The sequence below is a fragment of the Streptomyces sp. NPDC096176 genome (genome assembly GCF_044763255.1).
Lineage (GTDB): Bacteria > Actinomycetota > Actinomycetes > Streptomycetales > Streptomycetaceae > Streptomyces.
In genome coordinates, this window is record NZ_JBIWFV010000004.1 from 219,364 (window position 1) to 237,254 (window position 17,891).

15 protein-coding genes and 1 tRNA gene are annotated in these 17,891 nt (G+C 70.0%); 6 read left to right on the forward strand and 10 right to left on the reverse strand.

The genetic code is table 11. From position 1 onward, the window contains the following. Positions 1-22 precede the first annotated feature (22 nt). The 3 genes from ACIQ7Q_RS12800 (at position 23) to ACIQ7Q_RS12810 (ending at position 3,799) form a co-directional block, all read left to right on the forward strand. Positions 23-748, forward strand: a complete 726-nt coding sequence (locus tag ACIQ7Q_RS12800) for a response regulator transcription factor (RefSeq protein WP_403859523.1) — start codon at positions 23-25, stop codon at positions 746-748. Next, on the forward strand, positions 745-2,142 hold the full coding sequence (locus tag ACIQ7Q_RS12805) for a sensor histidine kinase (RefSeq protein WP_403859526.1): 1,398 nt from the start codon (positions 745-747) through the stop codon (positions 2,140-2,142). Before ACIQ7Q_RS12800 ends, ACIQ7Q_RS12805 begins: the two co-directional genes overlap by 4 nt. 169 nt (positions 2,143-2,311) lie before the next feature. Next, complete coding sequence (locus ACIQ7Q_RS12810) at positions 2,312-3,799, forward strand: cellulose binding domain-containing protein (protein WP_403859529.1); 1,488 nt, start codon at positions 2,312-2,314, stop codon at positions 3,797-3,799. A gap of 124 nt (positions 3,800-3,923) precedes the next feature. Here the strand turns inward: ACIQ7Q_RS12810 and ACIQ7Q_RS12815 are convergent, their stop codons facing one another. The 8 genes from ACIQ7Q_RS12815 to ACIQ7Q_RS12850 all read right to left on the reverse strand — a co-directional run bounded on the left by ACIQ7Q_RS12815 (position 3,924) and on the right by ACIQ7Q_RS12850 (position 12,047). After that, positions 3,924-5,348 (reverse strand): GH1 family beta-glucosidase, encoded by a 1,425-nt coding sequence (locus tag ACIQ7Q_RS12815; RefSeq protein WP_403859532.1) that lies wholly within the window; start codon positions 5,346-5,348, stop codon positions 3,924-3,926. A 69-nt stretch (positions 5,349-5,417) separates the two neighbouring features. After that, positions 5,418-6,371, reverse strand: a complete 954-nt coding sequence (locus ACIQ7Q_RS12820; RefSeq protein ID WP_403859535.1) for a carbohydrate ABC transporter permease — start codon at positions 6,369-6,371, stop codon at positions 5,418-5,420. Positions 6,372-6,381: 10 nt separating this feature from the next. Continuing rightward, positions 6,382-7,317: a carbohydrate ABC transporter permease gene (locus ACIQ7Q_RS12825; protein WP_403859538.1), complete on the reverse strand. Its 936-nt coding sequence runs from the start codon at positions 7,315-7,317 to the stop codon at positions 6,382-6,384. A 3-nt stretch (positions 7,318-7,320) separates the two neighbouring features. Then, positions 7,321-8,631: an extracellular solute-binding protein gene (locus tag ACIQ7Q_RS12830; RefSeq protein ID WP_403859541.1), complete on the reverse strand. Its 1,311-nt coding sequence runs from the start codon at positions 8,629-8,631 to the stop codon at positions 7,321-7,323. Positions 8,632-9,175: 544 nt separating this feature from the next. After that, a tRNA-His gene (locus tag ACIQ7Q_RS12835) sits at positions 9,176-9,248 on the reverse strand. Positions 9,249-9,342: 94 nt separating this feature from the next. Continuing rightward, a complete protein-coding gene (orn, locus tag ACIQ7Q_RS12840; RefSeq protein WP_403859544.1) occupies positions 9,343-9,945 on the reverse strand; it encodes an oligoribonuclease in 603 nt (200 codons plus the stop codon). 56 nt (positions 9,946-10,001) lie between these two features. Further along, positions 10,002-11,213, reverse strand: a complete 1,212-nt coding sequence (locus tag ACIQ7Q_RS12845; protein ID WP_403859547.1) for a helix-turn-helix domain-containing protein — start codon at positions 11,211-11,213, stop codon at positions 10,002-10,004. A 387-nt stretch (positions 11,214-11,600) separates the two neighbouring features. Further along, a complete protein-coding gene (locus ACIQ7Q_RS12850) occupies positions 11,601-12,047 on the reverse strand; it encodes a hypothetical protein (protein WP_403859550.1) in 447 nt (148 codons plus the stop codon). 301 nt (positions 12,048-12,348) lie between these two features. Between ACIQ7Q_RS12850 and ACIQ7Q_RS12855 the strand changes: the two genes are divergently transcribed. Both ACIQ7Q_RS12855 and ACIQ7Q_RS12860 read left to right on the forward strand, forming a co-directional pair. After that, positions 12,349-12,870, forward strand: coding sequence for a universal stress protein (locus tag ACIQ7Q_RS12855; RefSeq protein WP_403859553.1), 522 nt, complete (start codon positions 12,349-12,351; stop codon positions 12,868-12,870). A 172-nt stretch (positions 12,871-13,042) separates the two neighbouring features. Then, the gene (locus ACIQ7Q_RS12860; protein WP_403859556.1) at positions 13,043-13,618 is read left to right on the forward strand and encodes an acetate uptake transporter; all 576 of its coding nucleotides are present in this window, start codon (positions 13,043-13,045) and stop codon (positions 13,616-13,618) included. Between the two features lie 151 nt (positions 13,619-13,769). Here the strand turns inward: ACIQ7Q_RS12860 and glmS are convergent, their stop codons facing one another. Together glmS and ACIQ7Q_RS12870 are read right to left on the reverse strand one after the other, a co-directional pair. Beyond that, a complete protein-coding gene (glmS, locus tag ACIQ7Q_RS12865; protein WP_403859559.1) occupies positions 13,770-15,587 on the reverse strand; it encodes a glutamine--fructose-6-phosphate transaminase (isomerizing) in 1,818 nt (605 codons plus the stop codon). 52 nt (positions 15,588-15,639) lie between these two features. Continuing rightward, entirely contained in the window at positions 15,640-15,906 is a 267-nt protein-coding gene (locus ACIQ7Q_RS12870; RefSeq protein WP_403860520.1) for a hypothetical protein, read from the reverse strand. A 267-nt stretch (positions 15,907-16,173) separates the two neighbouring features. On the opposite strand from ACIQ7Q_RS12870, the gene ACIQ7Q_RS12875 reads away from it, so the two are divergent. Further along, positions 16,174-17,790, forward strand: a complete 1,617-nt coding sequence (locus ACIQ7Q_RS12875; RefSeq protein ID WP_403859561.1) for a beta-N-acetylhexosaminidase — start codon at positions 16,174-16,176, stop codon at positions 17,788-17,790. Positions 17,791-17,891 lie beyond the last annotated feature (101 nt).

Below are 17,891 nucleotides of genomic sequence, written 5' to 3' on the forward strand. Positions count from 1 at the left end.
CGGATGGCGTACGGTGCCGCCCATGGCAAGTGTGCTCGTGGTCGAGGACGACCAGTTCGTGCGCTCCGCCCTCATCAGGCACCTGACCGAGGCCTCCCACACGGTACGGAGCGTCGGCACCGCCCTGGAGGCGCTGCGCGAAGTGGCCCATCTCCGGTTCGACGTGGTCATTCTGGACCTCGGACTGCCCGATCTGGACGGCGCGGAAGCGCTCAAGATGCTCCGCGGCATAACCGACGTACCCGTGATCATCGCCACAGCGCGGGACGACGAGACGGAGATCGTGCGGCTGCTCAACGACGGCGCCGACGACTACCTGACCAAGCCCTTCTCACCGGAACACCTGTCGGCCAGGATGTCGGCCGTCCTGCGCCGTTCCCGCTCGTCGGCCGACGAGACGCACCCCTCGCGGGTGATCCAGGTCGGTGGTCTGTCCATCGACCCGCTGCGCAGGCAGGCCGAGCTCGACGGCCACCGACTCGACCTCACCCGCAGGGAGTTCGACCTGCTGGCCTTCCTCGCCGGGCGGCCCGGAGTGGTCGTGCCCCGCAAGGAACTGCTGGCCGAGGTCTGGCAGCAGAGCTACGGCGACGACCAGACCATCGACGTCCATCTCAGCTGGCTGCGCCGCAAGCTCGGCGAGACGGCGGCACGGCCGCGCTACCTCCACACGCTGCGCGGCGTCGGGGTGAAACTCGAGCCGCCGGGCGGGCAGGCGGACGGGCAGCCGAACGGACACCGGCCATGAGATGGGCACTCGTCAAGGTCTCCCTGGCCGTCACGGTCATGGTCGTGCTCGCGTTCGCGCTGCCACTGGGCATGGTCATCAAGGAGATGGCCCGCGACCGCGCCTTCTCCAACGCGGAGCGGCAGGCCGCGACGATCGGCCCCACTCTGACCGTCACCACGGAACGCCGTCCGCTGGAGCGTGCCGTCGAGTCCACACCCGCCGGAGCTGTCGGCCGGATGGCCGTGCACATCCCGGCAACCGGTGAAGCGCGCAGCGTGCCGCTGGAGATAGGCACCCGCCGCGCGGCACGCAAGGACCTGGAGACCGTCGAGCGGATCGGCCGTGCCTCGATCACCGAGGTGTCCGGCGGGTCCGCGCTGCTGCAGCCGACCGCGATCGGCACCGGTCAGATCGCCGTCGTCGAGATCTTCGTACCGGAGGGCGAGGTCTCCAACGGCGTGGACACCGCCTGGCTCGTTCTCGCGGGCGTGGGTGTCGCGCTGATCGTCGGCTCGGTCGCGGTCGCCGACCGGCTCGGCGTACGGATGGTGCAGCCGGCACAGCGGCTCGCGGGCGCCGCGCACGACCTGGGCGAGGGCAAGCTCGGGGCGCGCGTCCCCGAGGAGGGTCCGCCCGAACTGCGCTCCGCGGCCGTCGCGTTCAACTCCATGGCCGACCAGGTCGTGCAGCTCCTCGCCAACGAGCGCGAACTCGCCGCCGACCTCTCGCACCGGCTGCGCACCCCGCTGACCGTGCTGCGGCTGAACGCCGCGTCGCTCGGTGAGAGCGCCGCCGCCGAGCAGACGCGGGCGGCCGTCGCGCAGCTGGAACGTGAGGTCGACACGATCATCCGCACAGCCCGCGATGCCAAACCGCAGACGGCGGCGACCGGTCCCGGCGCGGGCTGCGACGTCTCCGAAGTGGTGCGGGAACGGATGGGTTTCTGGTCGGCGCTCGCGGAGGACGAGGGCCGCAAGGTACGGCTCGCCGGTGTCGACAGGCCTGTCCGTATCCCGGTCGCCCGCCCCGAAGTGGCCGCCGCGCTCGACGCGCTGCTCGGCAACGTCTTCCGTCACACGCCCGAAGGCACGGCCTTCTCCGTCGACGTGCACAACGGGGACGACGCGGTCATCGTGCTGGTCTCGGACGCCGGTCCCGGCATCGCCGACCCGGCCGCCGCGATGGCCCGCGGCAACAGCGGGGCCAGGGACGGCTCCACGGGGCTGGGACTGGACATCGTGCGCCGGGTCGCGGAGTCGACGGGCGGGGATGTACGGATCGGCTCCTCGGTGCTCGGCGGCACCGAGGTACGGATCTGGATCGGTCTCGACCCCCGCGAGGCGGCCCGCGCCGAGCGCCGGCGCGGGCACCGCGGGCGGGTCGGGCGCCGGCGCAAGGCAGCGCTCCGATAGGGCGGGTGGGACCCCCGTCCGCTCTTGAGCATTAATCGCTTCCGATGCCTTCCTTAAGCGCGCCCTAAGAAGCCCGACCACCGTCCACGTTCGGTCGTTTGTCCGTTTCAGGGTCGCTAGCGTGCAGCGCACCACCCCCCAACTTCCGTTTTGCAGAGGCAGGCACGCGATGGGCAGCAGCACGCACCGGCGCAGGGCGAGCGTCAGGACGAAGGCGATCGGCGCGGTCGTCGTGACCGCGGTGATCGGCGGCGCGGCGATCGTTCTCACCGGCACCGCCCAGGCCGCGGCCGTCGGCGCCGCATACACCAGGACCAGCGCCTGGGACGGCGGCTACACCGGCCAGTACGTCATCACCAACGAGACCGGCAAGGCCCAGACGGACTGGACGCTGGAGTTCGACCTGCCCGCCGGGACGAAGATCGGCTCGCTGTGGAACGGCGAGCACATCGCCGAGGGGCAGCACGTCACGGTGAAGCCCGCTAGCTGGAACAAGAGCCTCGCCCCCGGCGCGTCCGTCACCGTCGGCTTCGTCACCACCGCGAGCGGCAAGGCCGCCGACCCGACCTCCTGTCTCATCAACGAGGTCACATGCTCGGCCGACGCCGACGCCGACGCCGGCGCCACGCCGCAGCCGACCGGCCGGCCCACGGAGCAGCCGACGCCCACGCCGACGGCGTCGTCCTCCCCCTCGTCCCCGTCGACACCCACGCCGACTCCGACTCCCACCGCGCCCCAGACGCAGACACCGAAGCCCGGCGCGGCCGCCGCCCGGTACGCCCCGTACATCGACACCTCGCTGTACCCGGCCTACGACATGCTCGACACGGCGGAGAAGACCGGCGTCAAGGAGTTCAACCTCGCCTTCATCACCTCCGGCGGCAGCTGCGCGCCGCTCTGGGGCGGCGTCACCGGACTGGCCGATGACAAGGTCGCCTCCCAGATCGGCGCGCTGCGCGCCAAGGGCGGCGACGTCCGAGTCTCCTTCGGGGGTGCGGCCGGTCGTGAACTGGCGCTGAACTGCTCGTCCGCCGACGACCTGGCGAAGGCGTACAGCAAGGTCGTCGACACCTACAAGCTCACCAAGGTCGACTTCGACATCGAGGGTGCCGCGCTGCCCGACACCGCCGCGAACTCGCGCCGCTCGCAGGCCATCACGCAGCTCCAGAAGTCGCACCCGGACCTGAACGTCTCCTTCACCCTGCCCGTCATGCCGGAGGGGCTGACCCAGCCCGGCGTCGACCTCCTCGCCGACGCCGAGAAGAACGGCGTCCGTGTCGACGCGGTCAACATCATGGCGATGGACTACGGCCCGGCGTACAGCGGTGACATGGGCGAGTACGCGATCCAGGCGGCCACGGCGACGCAGGCCCAGATCAAGGGTGTGCTCGGCCTGTCCGACGCGGCCGCGTGGAAAACGGTCGCCGTCACGCCGATGATCGGCGTGAACGACGTGGTCACCGAGATCTTCAAGGTCGAGGACGCCACGCAGCTGGTGGAGTTCGCCACGGCGAAGAACCTGGGCTGGCTGTCGATGTGGTCCTCGACGCGGGACAAGCAGTGCGCGGGAGGGGAGAAGCCGGCGGCGGACGCCACGTGCAGTTCGATCCTGCAGGAGCCGCTGGCCTTCACCAAGGCGTTCTCGGCGTACAAGTAGACCTCACCAGCCCCCCAGCAGCGCCCCGGCCGGGACCGACCCCCACTCCCACCCGGCCGGGGCGCACCCCTGTGCGTGGCGCGCTTGTCCTCACCCGCCGGACGGACCGGCGCACGTTGTCCGGTCAGTCGGGGATCGGGACAGCCCCCGTGGCCTCCGGCAGCACCCCCGTCCGGGCCAGTCGGCCGTACCAGCGGGCGCTCGTCTTCGGCGTCCGCGAGCGGGTGGCGTAGTCGACGTACACGGCACCGAAGCGCTTGCTGTACCCGTAGGACCACTCGAAGTTGTCGAGGAGGGACCACAGGAAGTACCCGCGGACATCGGCACCGTCCGAGATCGCCCGGTGGACGGCGGTGAGGTGGCCGTGCAGGTAGCGGATGCGGTCCGGGTCGTGGACCGTGCCATCGGCGGCCGGCACGTCGTCGTACGCCGCCCCGTTCTCCGTGATCATCAGCGGCAGGCCGGGTGCCTCGTGGGTGTACTGCATCAGCAGGTCGTACAGGCCGGACGGATCAACGCTCCAGCCCATCTCCGTGCGCTCGCCGGGCGGCTGGTGGAAGGAGACCGAGTCGGCGGCCGGCCAGGGCGAGTGCTCGGCGGAGGCATGCCCGTCGCTGCCGTGCGCGGGGCCGCCGTCCGAAGCGGAGACGACGGTGGGGGCGTAGTAGTTCAGCCCGAGCCAGTCCAGCCGCCTGCCGATCGCGGAGAGGTCGCCGTCCTTGACGAAGCCCCAGTCGGTGAGTGACGCGGTGTCCGCGTGGAGGTCGTCCGGATAGGCGCCCCTCAGCAGCGGGCCCGAGAAGATCCGGTTGGCGAGCGCGTCGATGCGGCGGCGGGCGTCCAGATCCCCGGGGCTCTCGGTACGGGCCCTGACGACGCTCGGGTTGAGGCTGATCCCTGTCCGCGCGCGGCGGGGCAGCGCACCGCGCAGCGCCTGGACGGCGAGACCGTGGCCGAGGTTGAGGTGGTGGGCGGCCCGCAGCGCGGCGACAGGGTCGGTGCGGCCGGGGGCGTGGACGCCGGAGGCGTAGCCCAGGAAGGCGCTGCACCAGGGCTCGTTGAGGGTGGACCACATCTCGACGCGGTCGCCGAGTGCCTCGGCGACGTGCCGCGCGTAGTCGGCGAAGCGGTAGGCGGTCTCGCGCTCGGGCCAGCCGCCCGCCGACTCGAGCTCCTGCGGCAGGTCCCAGTGGTAGAGGGTCAGCGCCGGCTGGATGCCGTGTTCCAGCAGGTCGTCGACGAGTGCCCGGTAGAAGTCGAGGCCGCGCTGCACGGCCGGCCCGCGGCCGGTGGGCTGCACTCGGGACCAGGAGACGGAGAAGCGGTACGCGCCCGCCCCGAGGTCTGCCATCAGCGCCACGTCCTCGGCGCGGCGGTGGAAGTGGTCGACAGCGGTGTCCCCGGTGTCGCCGCCCAACACTTTGCCCGGGGTGTGGCTGAAGGTGTCCCAGATGGAAGGGGTGCGGCCGCCTTCCCGTGCCGCGCCTTCGACCTGGTACGCGGCAGTGGCGGTGCCCCACAGGAAGCCGTGCGGAAAGGTTACGGACATGCCGGAACTCCCAACGTGTGTGAACGACGGGTGATGGAGCGGGGTGATGGACCCGGGCCGGGGGGCGGGTCAGCCCTTGACCGCGCCCTGCATGATGCCGCCGACGATCTGCTTGCCGAAGACGACGAAGGTGATCAGCAGGGGCAGGGTTCCGAGCAGGGCGCCCGCCATGATCACCGACTGGTCGGGGATGTGGCCGCGGCCCAGCCCGGTCAGGGCCACCTGGACGGTTGGGTTGCCGTTCTGGGTCAGGGCGAGGATCGGCCAGAAGAAGTCGTTCCAGGCCATCACGAACGTGAGCATGCCCAGGACGGCCATCGCGGGCCGTGCGGCGGGGAAGACGATGTGCCACACCACGCGCAGGCTGCTCGCGCCGTCGACCCGGGCAGCCTCGACCAGTTCGTTCGGCAGCGCCTCCGTCAGGTACTGCCGCATGAAGAACACCCCGAAGGCGCTGACCAGGGTGGGCAGGATGACGGACTGCAGCTGGTCGGTCCAGGACAGCTCGGCGATCAGCATGTACAGCGGTACGACGCTGAGCTGCGGCGGGACCATCATGGTGCCGATCACCAGCAGCAGGAGTGTGTTCTTCAGCCGGAAGCGCAGTTTGGCGAACGCGAACCCGGCGAGCGTGGAGAAGAGAACGGTCCCCGCGGCGACGGAGCCGGCGACGATGGTGGTGTTGAGCAGGGCGACGCCCATGTTGGCGTCGGTCCAGGCGATCTCGAGGTTCTTGAGGAGATTGCCGCCGAACCAGAACGGCGGCGGAGTCTGCGCAAGACGGGTGTTGGTGCGGGAGGCCGCGATCGCCGTCCACACGAGGGGGAAGAGGGAGCCGGTGGTGAACACGATCAGGACGGCGTAGGCGATCCGGCCGCCGTGGAACTGCCGCCCCGGACGCCCGGCGCGTCCCCCACGCCCGGTCCCTCCGGCGCGCTCGGCGTCCTCGGCCCGTTCGGTGTCTGCGGCTGCTCCGGCCTGTCCTGCCTGCTCGGCACCGTCGGCGCGTGCGGTGTCGGTCATGTCGTCCCCCTCACGTGCTCTTGCTCAGACGGCGAGTGATCAGCCAGTTCACCGCGCCGATGATCAGCAGGATCAGGAACATCGCCCAGGCGATCGCGGAGGCACGGCCGAGGTGCAGGTTCACCCAGCCCTGCTCGTACAGATAGAGGCCGAGCGTCTGGAACTGGTGGTCCGGACCGCCCGTCGCGCCTCCGCCGCCGTTGAAGAGCAGGGGCTCGCCGAACAGCTGCGTCGCGCCGATCGTCGAGACCACACAGGTGAACAGGATCGTGTGGCGCAGCGAGGGCACCGTGACATGGATGAACTGCTGCCAGCGGTTGGCCCCGTCCAGTGCCGCCGACTCGTACAGGTCGTTCGGGATCGCCTGCATGGCCGCCAGATAGATCAGCGCGTTGTAGCCCGTCCAACGCCAGATCACGATCGTCGAGACCGCCAGCTGCGAGGTCCACCGGCCGTTCTGCCAGTCGACGCCGTCGATACCGACCATGCCCAGCGCCCAGTTGATCATCCCGTAGTCACGGCCGAAGAGCAGCACGAAAACGAGGGTCGCGGCGGCGACGGACGTCGCGTACGGGGTGAGCACGGCGACGCGGAAGAACATCGAGCCACGCAGCCGGTAGTGGAGCAGATGCGCGATGCCGACAGCGATGAGCAGCTGCGGCACGGTGGACATCAGCCCGATGGTGACCGTGTTCTTCAGCGCGTTCCAGAAGAACTCGTCCCCGAGGAGCCGTGAGAAGTTGCGCAGCCCGACCCACTCCATGTCGGTGGGTGCGGTCAGTTCCACCCGGTGCAGCGACGCCCAGCCGGTGTAGAGCAGCGGGAAGAGCCCGAAGGCGAGGAAGAAGACGAAGAACGGTGCGACGAAGGCGTACGGGCTCCACCTCACATCGCGCCGGTAGCGGCGGGAGCGCCGGGCGGTCAGGTCGTGTGCGCGTCGCTGCACGGCTCACTGGTCCAGCGCGTTGTCGATCGCCTTCACTGCCGCGTCCCAGCCCTGTTCGGGCGTCCGACCCCTCTGGTCGACCTGCAGCATGCCGATGTCGGCCAGGTTCTGCGCGATGACCAGGTCCTTCGGGCCGACGATCTGCACCGGGACCCCTTCGGCCGCCTTGGAGAAGATCCGGCCGATGGGAGCGTCCCCGAAGTACGGGTGCTCGGCGTCGGCGACGGCCGGAAGCGAGTAGGCCGCCTTGGCGCTCGGGAAGCTGCCGCGCTTGCCGAAGAGCTTCGCCTGCTGCTCGGGAGCGGTCAGCCAGGCCGCGAGCTTCGCCGCCTCCGTCTTGTTCCGTCCGGCCTCCGGGACGATCAGGAAGGAGCCGCCCCAGTTGCTGGGTCTGGGCGCCGCGGCCACGTCCCACTTGCCCTTGCCCGCGTCTCCGGCCTTGTCCTGGATGTAACCGAGCATCCAGGCGGGGCAGGAGACGGTCGCGAAAGCCCCGTTGGAGAAGCCCTGGTCCCATGACGGGGTGAACTGCTGGAGCCTGGCGGTCAGTTTCTCCGTCGCGAATTCGGCAGCGGTGTCCCAGGCGTTCTTCACTGCCGGGTTGGTCTTGTAGACGATCTCCCCGTCTTCGCCGTAGAAGCGCTTCTCGTTGCTGCCGGTGATGGCAGTCATCACTCCCGACGCCGAGTCGACGAAGGAAGTCCCGTCCGGCGCCGCCGACTTGTACTTCCTGCCCGCCTCCAGGTACTTCTTCCAGTCGCCGGCCCACAGTTCGCCGACCGCCTCGCGGTCGGTGGGCAGTCCGGCCTTCTCGAAGAGGTCCTTGCGGTAGCAGATGCCCTGCGGGCCTATGTCGGTGCCGAGCCCGACCGTCCTGCCGTCCTTGGTGGTGGCCTGGGACCACTTCCAGTCGAGAAACGCGTCCTTGCGGACACCCTCGGCCTTGCCGAGGTCGACCAGCTGGTCCGCCTGCGTGGCCGTGACCTCGGCGATGTTGTTGACCTCGACCGCCTGGATGTCGGCGAGTCCGCTGCCGCTGCTGAGATGGGTGAGCAGCTGCGGGTAGTAGTTCTCGTTCCGTTCGATCGAGGTCTGCTCGATCCGGACCTCCGGGTGGAGCTTCATGTACTCCTCGTACAGCCCTGCCTCCTTGAGGCCGAAGGCTCCGAAGACGCCGACGGTGATGGTGGTTCTCCCCTTGCCGCCCCCGCTGCCGGAGGAACTGCCGGTGGGTTCCCCGCCGTCCTCGGCGCAGCCGGCGAGCAGCCCGGCTCCGAGCGCGGCGACGATCGCGAGGATTGCTGCCCTGCGCATTGCGTCCTCCTTCGGGGGTGTTCGCCACCCCTGCCCCTGACGTTCCGCCCCCGGCCGCTCCTGTGTCGGATCGGTACTTTTGGCACGGCTGCCGTGCCCACGTCAGGGGCGGTTTGGGGTGCGGATCCTGCGGGAGCGTCGAAGCGACTGCATGGGAGCGCTCCCATCGATGATGTGTCAGGTTGGCCGCTCCTGGAGGGGGTGTCAAGGGGCCCGACACGTCATGTTCTCCGCCTGAACAGCCGGGACAGCCCGGGGGAGGGTGGGCGCGATGTCTCGGACCATCCGCACGGGGGGCGGGGCCGCACCATGGTCCGGGTGCTGCTCCAGGAGATCGCGGAGCGGTCGTCGCGGCGCTCCCGGATCGTGCTTCCGACGGAACTGGGTGGTGCGGGAGTCGTCGTGCCCGGTGGTGGCAGGGACTCGTTCTGACCGGGACCGCCACCGGCCGACCCGGAGACGTGTCAAGGTCCCCGATACGCGGCAAGGGCCCTTGTACACGTCAAGGGCCCCGGTCCGAAGACCGGGGCCCTTGATCGTTCAGGGTGAGTAACGGGACTCGAACCCGCGACATCCTGGACCACAACCAGGTGCTCTACCATCTGAGCTATACCCACCACGACCGGTCTTTTTCCCGACCGGCCGAGAAAAAGTGTACAGGGTCCGAGAGGGTGCTCGCGCCCAGGTTTCCGGACGGTACGGCCGCCCGTGCTACTCGCCGGGCAGCACGTACTTGGCCGCGATGGCCTTCGCGGTCTCCGAGTCCGGGCCGGGCTGCGGGACGAAGACCGCCTCGCGGTAGTAACGCAGCTCGGCGATCGACTCGCGGATGTCCGCCAGCGCCCGGTGGTTGCCGTTCTTCTCCGGACTGTTGAAGTACGCCCTCGGGTACCAGCGGCGGGCCAGCTCCTTGACCGAGGAGACATCGACGATCCGGTAGTGGAGGTGGCTCTCCAGCGTCGGCATGTCGCGCAGCAGGAAGCCGCGGTCGGTACCGACCGAGTTCCCGCAGAGGGGAGCCTTGCCGGGCTCCTTGACGTGCTCGCGAACGTAGCCGAGGACCTGCTCCTCGGCGTCCGCGAGTGTCGTGCCGCTCGACAGGACGTCGAGGAGGCCCGAGGCGGTGTGCATCTGGCGCACCACCTCGGGCATCGTCTCGAGCGCCGCGTCCGGCGGGCGGATCACGATGTCCACCCCGTCGCCGAGCACGTTCAGTTCCGAGTCGGTGACCAGTGCGGCCACCTCGATGAGTGCGTCGTTCGTCAACGAGAGCCCGGTCATCTCGCAGTCGATCCACACCATGCGATCGTTCATGCGTCCTACCTTATGGCTCCCGCGAACAACGACGGCCCCTCGGGACTGCTCCGCTGTCAGGGCGCGCTCCGCTGACCCGGCAGTCCGGCACGGCCGTGGCCTGCCGCGTACGCCTCCGGAACCGGTCTACTCAGCTCCGCGGCGGCCGACGCCATGGCCGACGCCCCTGCCAGTCCCGCCGGGGCACGTCGTGCACCCGGCCCCGCCTGGGCGGGCACGACCGACTCGACCATCGCGTTCCGGTCCGGCTCCCCCTGCGGGCGCCGGGCGCGGTACGCGGACCGGTACGCGGCCGGGGAGGAGCCCAGCTGCCGCCGGAAGTGGCCACGCAGCGCCACCGGGGACCGGAAGCCGCATCGTCCCGCGACCTCGTCGACGGAGTAGTCGGAGGTCTCGAGCAGCCGCTGTGCCTGCAGCACCCGCTGGGTGATCAGCCACTGGAGCGGCGCGGAGCCGGTCAGCGAACGGAACCGCCGGTCGAAGGTGCGTCTGCTCATGTACGCACGCGCGGCCAGCGTCTCCACGTCGAACTGCTCGTGGAGGTGTTCCAGTGCCCAGGAGACGACCTCGGCAAGCGGGTCCGAGCCGATTTCCTCTGGTAAAGACCTGTCGAGATAGCGCTCCTGACCGCCGGTGCGACGCGGTGGTACGACGAGCCTGCGCGCGAGCGCTCCGGCTGCCTCCGTGCCGTGGTCGGTGCGCACTATGTGGAGGCAGAGGTCGATTCCCGCCGCCGTGCCCGCGGACGTGAGCACATCGCCGTCGTCGACGAACAGCTCACGCGGGTCCACATGCACGGACGGGTAGCGCTTCGCCAGGGTCGGCGCGTACATCCAGTGCGTCGTGGCGGGGCGGCCGTCGAGCAGGCCGGCCGCGGCCAGCACGAACGCCCCGGTGCACAGGCCGACGATGCGGGCGCCTTCTTCGTGTGCCCGGCGCAGCGCGTCGAGCGCTTCGGGCGGTGGCGGCGAGGTGATCGAGCGCCAGGCCGGCACCACGACGGTGCCCGCCCTGCTGATCGCCTCGAGGCCGTACGGCGTGGTCAGTTCCAAGCCGCCGGTCGTTCGCAGCGGTCCGTCCTCGCCACCGCACACGAGCAGGCGGTAGCGGGGAACTCCGGCGTCCTGACGGTCAATTCCGAACACCGAAAGCGGGATGGAACTCTCAAAAATAGGGCCGCCGCTGAACAGCAGCACGGCGACGACTTCGCGCCGCCGGCGCCCGGACAGCTTTCGTGCCGTCTCCGGTGCGACGGTTTCCTGACTCATGACGCTAAACCCCCCTCGAAGTACGCGTCTCCCCGTTCGTTTCGGGCCTTTCGCTCCTGCACGTTTCCCCTCGGTTCTGCACGAGTCCCCCGGCCATCGATACTCATGATCGAATCTACTGCGTCCCGTGGCGCCGGCGTGACACGTTCGGGATGCCCCGCTATGTCGACATGGCAACTTGGCGCGATGCATTCGATCACGAAGCGTTCCACTCGGGGGGCCCGCAGGGAAGTGCGCCTCACGGGCATGGCCCGTCCCCGTAGGGTGCGGGAGCCGCCTTCGCGCCTTTCCTCCCTGGTGGCAAGGGGGTTGGCAGGCCATTTCGCCAAGGGTCGGCCGCTGCGGGGAAGTTGGCTGAAAACGTTCGGGTGCGGGTGCGTAAAACCGTCAGTCGCGGGGCGCGCTCCCGGCGCCGTGGCGCGCGCTGCGGCGCGCCCTCGGGACGGTGCGGGAACGATGCCCTCGGGGCGGCCGGCCCTCCTTGTCGCGGGATCTGGCTGCCGCCCGCTCCGAGTGGCGCAGGAGCACCCGGCACGCGGCGGTCACGGCGGCGAGGCCGAGCGCCGCGACGGCGGCTCCGCCGACGGACGTCCCGTAGGCGACCAGCACGACGGGTACCAGCAGGCAGCTGAACGCCGCCCAGCGGACGATGTCGCCCGCCGGGTCGGACGCCCGGGTGGAGGGTCCCAGGGAGCGGTGGGTCGAGGCGGCGGGTCCGGCCGACGGTGCCGGTCGGGCGGGTCGCGTGGGATGGGTGGGTGCTGCGGGCCGTGCGGGTCGCGTCAGGCGTGGGGGCCGTGCCGGGTGGGTGGGGCGTGTGGGTCGTGCGGGCACGAAGCTCTCCTGGGGGCGGCGGGGTGACCCGTGGCCAACGAGTATCGCGGCCTTCCGGTCACCTGTCGGCGGCCGGACGGCTGTAGTGGCCAAGCGCCATTGCGATCCTGGGCGCGCTCGGGCATGCTCCCTGGGATGTCGTGCACGGGGGTCGCAGGCCCTGGGCAGGAGAGGAGTGCCGCCGTACCCTTGGGGGTATGGGGTTGGGAAGACGATTCCCGGACACCGCTCCACAACCTAGCCACTCGACGCACTTCCTGAGTCGATCCCTCAACAGAGGACCTTCTTCGCCGAGACACCGATGGCCGGTCACGAAATCCCCGAACCCGCGGACCGCAAGCAGGTAGCCGATCCACTGGCGGACCTGCGGGCGGCTGAAGAAGCACGCCATTCCTGCGATCCCGCCTTCCGGCACGGAGTCGTCGTCGGTTTCGACGGATCGACCTCCAGCGAGCGAGCGCTTGCATACGCCATCGGCATGTCGAGACGGACCGGCTCCGGTCTGATCATCGTCCATGTGGCCAACCGGCTGCCGACCACGGTCTGGGCCGGCTGCGAGCCGCCCGTCTTCGTGGACGTGCCCGATCACCGCACCGAGGTCCTCGGCCTGGAGCTGGCTTGCGCGGACTACCTCAGTGAGGTCCCGTGGATCCTGGTCGAGCGCGGCGGCGACATCTGTCATGAACTCGAAGAGGTCGGCCGCGAGTACTCGGCCGACGCGATCGTGGTCGGATCCACGCACGGCATTGTCGGGCGGCTCTTCGGCTCGGTCGCGGGGCGGCTCGCGAAGCGCGCGCAGCGCCCGGTTGTCGTCATCCCGTAGCCCGTCCGGCGGCGCGGGCCCTTCCGCTTCCGGTGAGGCAGCGTCAACTTCCTTGGTGTTCAGGGAAATCTACCCGTCCGTAGCAGGTGGATTGTGCGCTTGTGAAGGGTACATACCGGTCCTGGGAAGCAGCACTGCAGCACAACTGCACAGGACAGGAAGGGAGCCCGCCGTGGACAAAGACGTCTCTGCGGGAAGCGCTGGTTCTACTTCTACTCTCGGCCATCTCGCCCTCGGGCTGACTCTGTTGGCGTTCGGCGTCGGCAACACCGGCGTGATCGACAACGTGACGGCGGCCGACGCGGCCGCACTCGCGACCTGGGTCGGCGGAGTGGCGCTCTTCATCGTCGGTCTGCTCGAGTTTCGCGCGGGCAACGGCGCTTCGGGCACGGCCTTCGCCGGTCTCGGCGCGTTCTGGTTCACCTGGGGCACCGCTGTCGGCGGTGAGACCTCGGCCGAGGCCGCAGGACTGTTCCTGCTGCTGTGGGCGCTGCTTGCGCTGACCCTGACCGCCGCCTCCTCCGGGAGCGGCGTGCTCGGCCAGGGCGTGTACGGGCTGCTGTGCCTCTCGCTGGTGCTCGGCGGCACAGCGGCCTTCGCGGGCAACGAAGGGCTGGCCAAGGCCGGCGGCTGGGTCGGCGCGGTCGCGGGCCTGGTGGCCTGGTACGGCGCGACGGCGGCGCTCGCCAAGTGGCCCACCTTCACCGGACGCGCTGCCGGCCGCCGGGGAGTGACGGCCACCGGCTGAGGCCCGGCTCGACAAGGGCCTCACGGCAGCCTTGAGGGCCGGCGCTTCGGGTGGCGCCGGCCGACGAAAAAGGGAACGCCCTCCATGCGCTGGTGGCGCGCACGGAGGGCGTTCTCATGAGCGGGGGTCGGAGCGACCGGGAGCCGGTCGACTACTCCACCGTCACGGACTTCGCGAGGTTACGGGGCTTGTCGATGTCCCGGCCCAGCGCCAAAGCGGTGTGGTAGGCGAGGAGTTGCAGCGGGATGCCCATCAGGATCGGGTCCAGCTCGTCCTCGTTCTTCGGCACCACGATGGTGTGGTCGGCCTTCTCCTGCTCGCGGTGGGCGACCGCGAGGATGCGTCCGCTGCGCGCCTTGATCTCCTCCAGCGCCGCGCGGTTCTTCTCCAGCAGGTCGTCGTCCGGCACGATCGCGACGGTCGGCAGGGCGGGCTCGATCAGCGCGAGCGGGCCGTGCTTCAACTCGGAGGCCGGGTAGGCCTCGGCGTGGATGTAGGAGATCTCCTTGAGCTTCAGGGAGGCCTCCAGCGCCACCGGGTAGCCGCGCACCCGTCCGATGAACATCATCGACTTGGCGTCCGCGTACACCTCGGCCAGCTTCTTGATCTCGGCCTCGGACTCGAGGATCTCGCTGATCTGGGCCGGCAGCCTGCGCAGGCCCGCGATGATCCGCTTGCCGTCGGCGACGGACAGGTCGCGGATGCGGCCCAGGTGCAGGGCGAGCAGCGCGAAGGCCACGACCGTGTTGGTGAAGCACTTGGTGGAGACGACACAGACCTCGGGGCCGGCGTGCACGTAGGTGCCGCCGTCGGCCTCGCGGGCGATCGCCGAGCCGACGACGTTGACGACACCGAGGACCCGGGCGCCCTTGCGCTTGAGCTCCTGGACGGCCGCGAGCACGTCGTAGGTCTCGCCGGACTGCGAGACGGCGATGTAGAGGGTGTCGGGGTCCACGACCGGGTTGCGGTAGCGGAACTCGGAGGCCGGCTCGGCGTCGGCGGGGATGCGGGCGAGGGACTCGATCAGACCCGCGCCGATGAGGCCCGCGTGGTACGAGGTGCCGCAGCCGAGGATCTTGACCCGGCGGATGCCGCGCGCCTCGCGGGCGTCCAGGTTCAGACCGCCCAGGTGCACCGTCGAGAACCGGTCGTCGATACGGCCGCGCAGCACACGGTCCACGGCGTCGGGCTGCTCGCTGATCTCCTTGTGCATGTACGTGTCGTGGCCGCCCATGTCGTAGGAGGCGGCCTCCCACTCCACGGTCTCCGGGGTGGCGGTGGTCGTGGTGCCGGTGGTGGTGTACGTACGGAAGTCGTCGGCCTTGAGCGTGGCCATCTCGCCGTCGTCGAGGGTGACGATCTGACGGGTGTGGGCGACCAGGGCGGCGACGTCGGACGCGACGAACATCTCCTTCTCGCCGATGCCGAGGACGACCGGGGAGCCGTTGCGGGCCACGACGATGCGGTCGGCGAAGTCGGCGTGCATGACGGCGATGCCGTACGTGCCCTCGATCACCTTGAGGGCCTCGCGGACCTTCTCCTCCAGGGTGGTGGCCTGGGAGCGGGCGATGAGGTGGACGATGACCTCGGTGTCGGTCTCCGAGACGAAGACGACGCCGTCGGACTCCAGCTTGGCGCGCAGCTCGGCGGCGTTGTCCACGATGCCGTTGTGGACGACGGCGACCCTGTTCTCGGCGTCGAGGTGCGGGTGCGAGTTGATGTCGCTCGGGGCGCCGTGGGTGGCCCAGCGGGTGTGTGCGATGCCGGTGGTGCCGGCGAAGCGCTTGGGGACGCGGGCCTCGAGGTCGCGGACGCGGCCCTTTGCCTTGACCATCTTCAGTGCGGCGGACTTGGGGCTGTTGATCACCACGCCTGCCGAGTCGTATCCCCGGTACTCCAGCCGCTGCAAGCCTTCCAGCAGCAGCGGAGCCACATCACGCTTGCCGATGTACCCGACAATTCCGCACATAAAGGTTCTTCCCCTCCATAGATCAGTGGTGTGCCCGGCCCCGGTAGGCTGCTCAGCCGTAGACCATGCGGCGCAGCTGGCGGAGCGAGAGCTCCGGCGGCGCCACAGCACGGTGCGGCAGCTCGGCCGCGATCCGTTCGAAGATCTGGGTGTTCACGGCGCCGCCCGACTGCAGTTCGCGGTGGCGGCGACGGACGAACTCCTCGGTCGTCTCGTCGAAGTACGCCAGCACATCGAGCACCACCCGGGCCGCCTCGCCGCGCTGGAGCGCGGTGCTGCGCACCAGGTGGTCGATGAGGTCGTCGTGCGACGGGCGCACAGACTGGCGAGGTTCGAGCACCCGTAGATATTGGAGGGCGGACGCTCCTCTTCGCAAGAATCCTGCCCGATTCCGGGCAGGGGATAGGTCACATCCGTCGACAGGTGCCCCCATCCTTCCGGATGGTTTGCGCGACGAAGGGGAATCTTCTGTCGCGGGGATGAGTAAATGGTCTACACCTTGACCGCAGTTGAGGCTCGAGGTACGCATGGTGACAGCCCGGTTGCTCTGCGCACAGACGAGACCCCGTCGAAGGGACCCCAGCCTGTGAGTCAGCCCAGACCGCTTCCCCGCCTGCTCGGTTCGCTGCTGCTCGTCACGGCGGCCGCCCTCTCCTCCGCCGCGGCCGCCGGCCAGGCCGCTGCCGCCTCCGAAGAGCGCGCCGGCGCTGTCCGCCCGCTCGGCCAGATCATCCCCGCGCCCGCCTCCGTGAGCCCCGCCGGCTCGCCCTACACCCTGACCTCGGCGACGCGTATCCAGACCGATGCCACGCCCGAGGCGCGGGCGGTCGGGGAGCGCCTCGCCGAGGTGCTCCGGCCGTCCACCGGCTACGGCCTGCCCGTGACCACGCGCCCCGCGCCGCGGTCCATCCGGTTGCGGCTGAGCTCCGCGGAGAGCGCCCTGGGCGAGGAGGGTTACCGCCTGAAGTCCGCGCCCGGCGGTGTCACCATCACCGCGCTGCGACCCGCGGGCCTGTTCCACGGTGTCCAGACGCTGCGTCAGCTGCTGCCGGCCTCCGTGGAGGAGGACACTCGCCAGGGCGGCCCCTGGCAGGTCGCCGGCGGCACCATCACCGACAGTCCGCGTTACGGGCACCGAGGCGCCATGCTGGACGTCTCACGGCACTTCCTCACCGTCGAGCAGGTCAAGCGGTACATCGACCACTTGGCCCTCTACAAGATCAACAAACTGCATCTCCATCTCTCCGACGACCAGGGCTGGCGCATCGCCATCGACTCGTGGCCGCGCCTGACCACGTACGGCGGCTCCACCGAGGTCGGCGGCGGCCCCGGCGGCTACTACACCAAGGCCCAGTACCGGGACATCCTGCGGTTCGCCTCCTCCCGCTACATGGAGATCGTCCCGGAGATCGACATGCCGGGCCACACCAATGCCGCACTGGCCTCGTACGCGGAGCTCAATTGCGACGGCGTCGCCCCGCCCCTCTACACGGGCACCGCCGTCGGCTTCAGCTCGCTGTGCGTGCCGAAGCAGGTGACGTACGACTTCGTGGACGACGTGATCCGCGAGCTGGCCGCGCTCACGCCGGGCCGGTACATCCACATCGGCGGCGACGAGGCGCACTCGACGAGCCGCGAGGACTATGTGGCCTTCATGAACAGGGTGCAGCCGATCGTCGCCAAGTACGGCAAGACCGTCGTCGGCTGGCACCAGCTGACCGGAGCGAGCCCCGCGAAGGGCGCACTCGCCCAGTACTGGGGACTCGACGGCACCAGCCAGGCCGAGAAGGCACAGGTGGCCGAGGCGGCGAAGAACGGCACAGGACTGATCCTGTCGCCGGCCGACCGGATCTACCTCGACATGAAGTACAACAGGGACACCAAGCTCGGGCTCGCCTGGGCCGGCTATGTCTCCGTGCAGCGGTCCTACGACTGGAACCCGGGGGCGTACCTGCCGGGTGCGCCCGCCGACGCGATCAAGGGCGTCGAGGCGCCGCTGTGGACCGAGACCATCTCGGAGAACGAGCACATCGACCACATGGCGTTCCCGCGCCTGCCGGGTGTCGCGGAGCTGGGCTGGTCCCCGGCGGCGACGCACGACTGGGACACCTACAAGGTGCGCCTCGCGGCCCAGGGACCGCGGCTGTCGGCGCTCGGGATCGACTACTACCGCTCGCCGCAGGTGCCATGGCCGGCGCAGTGAGGTGAGAACCGGCTGCCCGGCGGGAGGGACCGTCTTCCGCCGGGCGCCGGCCGTTGCAGGGGACCGGGCCCGCCGGCCGACTGTCATCAGGCAGTCGGCCG